Source organism: Acrocarpospora sp. B8E8 (assembly GCF_039871605.1).
Classification (GTDB): Bacteria; Actinomycetota; Actinomycetes; order Streptosporangiales; family Streptosporangiaceae; genus Acrocarpospora; species Acrocarpospora macrocephala.
Genome location: NZ_JBDPLV010000165.1, coordinates 1 through 3,432, shown reverse-complemented (window position 1 = coordinate 3,432; position 3,432 = coordinate 1). Strand labels below are relative to the sequence as shown.

5 protein-coding genes are annotated in these 3,432 nt (G+C 67.6%); all 5 read left to right on the top strand.

The genetic code is table 11. The features are described from left to right. The coding region (locus tag ABGB08_RS54270; RefSeq protein ID WP_347608344.1) for a DUF5372 family protein at positions 1-335 on the top strand (335 nt) is incomplete at its 5' end. Between the two features lie 174 nt (positions 336-509). Further along, positions 510-986: a helix-turn-helix domain-containing protein gene (locus tag ABGB08_RS54265; RefSeq protein ID WP_347608341.1), complete on the top strand. Its 477-nt coding sequence runs from the start codon at positions 510-512 to the stop codon at positions 984-986. A 190-nt stretch (positions 987-1,176) separates the two neighbouring features. Further along, the gene (locus ABGB08_RS54260; RefSeq protein WP_347608338.1) at positions 1,177-1,368 is read left to right on the top strand and encodes a hypothetical protein; all 192 of its coding nucleotides are present in this window, start codon (positions 1,177-1,179) and stop codon (positions 1,366-1,368) included. Positions 1,369-1,393: 25 nt separating this feature from the next. Next, positions 1,394-2,053 (top strand): recombinase family protein, encoded by a 660-nt coding sequence (locus tag ABGB08_RS54255; RefSeq protein WP_347608335.1) that lies wholly within the window; start codon positions 1,394-1,396, stop codon positions 2,051-2,053. After that, the coding region (locus ABGB08_RS54250; protein ID WP_347608347.1) for a recombinase family protein at positions 2,002-3,432 on the top strand (1,431 nt) is incomplete at its 3' end. The genes ABGB08_RS54255 and ABGB08_RS54250, both read left to right, overlap by 52 nt.

Here is a 3,432-nt window from a genome sequence, read left to right as displayed (position 1 = left end):
CTTGGACAACGCCGTCGACTACACCCCATCCCGACGATCGATACCGCCGGGTCCGGGTGACGCACCGATTCCATCCGCTGTTCGGCCGGGACTTCGAATTCGTCGCTCACCGCCACAACTGGGGTGAGGACCGGGTCCATCTGCACGACGAGAACGGCGTGCTGTTCTCCCTTCCTGCGGGGTGGACCGACGTGGCAGGGGTCGATCCGTTCGTGGTCGTCGCCGACGGCCGGTGCCCGTTCACCACCGAGGGCCTGCTGGCTCTGGCGGGCTTGATCGACCAGCAGCGTTCCGTGCGGAGTGGAGATCAAGGCGTAAAGCGGATTACGCCGTGAACGTTAGGCGGATTACGCCGTGGAGGTCTCGACGCCATGTGCCACCCACCGCCGGAACTCAAACAGGGACGTGCGTGTTTCTGGAACTGTCGAGGGCTCTACGGCATGTCGTAGTCGCCTCATCACTCATTATCGGCAAAATTCTCCTAACGGCCTTGTCGGTTGGGAGGCGTCATGCCGGTCCGGGAACACGTGGAGGATCCGAAGGTGACGGCGTTGCGCGCGGCGCGGTGCCTGAACCCGCACCCCGAACGGGTGAGCGACCCGGTGTTCCTCAGCGCGGAGTTCTTCGACGCGCGGGACGCGGTGCAGGTCAAGTACGAGATGGTGCGCCGGGTCCAGGTCGACGGCGAATCGATCACCGCTATCGCGGCGGCGTTCGGGTACTCCCGCCCGTCGTACTACCAAGCAGCCGCGGCCTTGGCCGAGTACGGGCTGGACGGCCTGGTGTCGGGCAAGCCCGGGCCCCGTGGCGGTCACAAGCTGACCGGCGAGATCCTCGCCTGGGCCGAAGAACAGCTGGCGACAAACCCTGTGTTGCGGTCAGCGGGTCTGGTCGACCTCATCGCCGGGGAGTTCGGGGTGCGCGTGCACCCCCGCTCGATCGAGCGAGCGCTGGCCCGCCACCGGGAGCACTCCAAAAGCCGCTGACCCATCGGCCCTCGACCCGTCCCTATCCCCACTCACCTCGCCTGGCCGCGCGGCTGCTGAACCGGACACCCGTCCGGATGCCGGCCAGGACAGTACTCCCGGCGGCGGGCTGGACGCCCGTTACGAGCAGCTGCGTCACGCTGTCCTGCATGCTCGGGCGCGGGCCTTCCCACTCGGGCTCGGCGTGCTGATGCGCGCCGGTGTCACCGCGTGGCGGCTCGCCCTGGCCACGCTGACCGGCCGCAGCACCACCCGCGCCCAGGGTCCAGCTGATGGTGTGGCATCGGCCCAGGTCGGTGAGATGTCGGCCACGCGGACCACCGAACTCGTCAACGTGCTGGCCGCGATCGCGATCGCCGGTATCCCCCGTCCTCCGCCATGACCGTCCGGCAGAAGGAGCCATGAGCATGTTCACCGATTCCCCTTCCTGCGGCCCGGCGTCGAAGGTGACCTCCGTCCATCTGAGCAGGGCCGCGCTGCTCTATGTTCGCCAATCGACGCTCAAGCAGGTCCTCAACAACACCGAGTCCGCGATCCGCCAGTACGACCTGCGCAGCCGGGCGATCGCGCTCGGCTGGACCAGCGACCAGGTCACCGTGATCGACATCGACCAGGGCCAGTCCGGCGCCTCGGCCGCCGACCGGGAAGGGTTCCAGCAGCTGGTCGCCGAGGTGTCCCTGGGGCGGGCCGGGATCGTGCTCGGTTTGGAATGCTCCCGACTGGCCAGAAACTCCGCCGACTGGCACCAGCTCCTGGAGCTCTGTGGCATGACCGGCACCCTGATCTGCGACGAAGACGGTCTTTACGACCCTCGCAACTTCAACGACCGGCTCCTGCTGGGCATGAAAGGCCAGATGAGCGAGGCGGAACTGCACTTCATCAAGCTCGGCTGCGCGGCGGGGTCCTGTCCAAAGCTCGCCGCGGCGAGCTCATCACCCCGTTGCCCGTCGGGCTGGTCTATGACGCCGCCGGCCACGTTGTCCTGGACCCCGACACCACCGTCCAGAAAGCCCTGGTGCTGCTGTTCGAGACGTTCACCGCGACCGGGTCGGCCACCGCCTGCGTGAAAGCGTTCAACACCGCCCAGCTCACCTTCCCCTGGCGGCATCTGAAAGGTCCGCGCAAAGGCGAGATCGATTGGAAACCGCTCCAGCACCACACCGTGCTGCGGGTCCTGCACAACCCCCGCTATGCTGGCGCGTTCACCTACGGGCGCCACGCCCACCACAAGCAGCCCGACGGGAAAGTGAGCACCAAGCTGCTGCCCCGCGAGGAATGGATCTCCTTCATCCCCGGCGTCCATCCCGGATACATCACCTTGGACCAGTACGAGAGCAACTGCGCCCAGCTCACCGCGAACGCCGCCGCGCACGGTCGTGACCGCACCGCCGGACCGGCCCGCGAAGGACCAGCGCTCCTGCAAGGGATCATCATCTGCGGCCGCTGCGGACTGCGCATGACCGTCCGCTACCACCACCGACATGAACGCGACATTCCCACCTATATGTGTCAACGTGACGGCATCGACAACGGCCGACCAGTCTGCGCCGCCATCCCCGGCGAAGGCCTCGACCAAGCCGTCGCCACGCTGCTCCTGGCCACCCTCACCCCGCTGGCCGTGGAAGCCGCCCTCACCGTCACCGCCGAACTCCAGCACCGCGCCGATGAAGCCGACGCGCTGCGCGCCGCTCACGTCGAGCGCGCTCGATACCACGCCGACCTCGCCCGCCGCCGATATCTGGCCGTCGACCCGGCCAACCGGCTCGTCGCCGACACCCTGGAAGCCGACTGGAACACCGCGCTTCGCGCCCTCAACGAGGCACAAGAGGCCTATGACAAGGCCCGGCGCGAGGCAGTAGGGCAGCTCACCGACGCCCACAAAGCCCGGATCCACCAGCTCGTCACCGATCTGCCCGCCATCTGCAACGACCCCAACACCCCGGCGCGGGAACGCAAACGGATCGTCCGGCTGCTGCTCACCGACGTGACCATGTCCAGAACGGCCGACCTGATCACCGCGCACATCCGGCTGCGCGGCGGCCAGGACCACACCCTCACCATCCCAGCACCCCTGACGATCGGCGAACAACGCCGGACCCCGCCGCCGGTGGTCACCATGATCGATCAGCTCCTCAACACCCACACCAGCGGCGAGATCGCCGTCATCCTCAACGACCGCGGCCTGGTCAGCGGCACCGGCGAAGCCTTCCACCGACTCATCGTCGACCACATCATCCGCACCTACCGGCTACGCAGCCGCCGCCAGCGCCTGCGCGTCACCGGAATGCTCACCATCGCCGAGATCGCCGCCGCACACCACGTCCACCCCAAAACGATCAAAGCTTGGCGGCGAGCCGGGATTGTCGGTGGCACCCGCTATAACGACAAGGGAGAGTTCCTCTACGACCCACCCGACCCCGACAACCCGCCGGACCGCCCGAAGGCC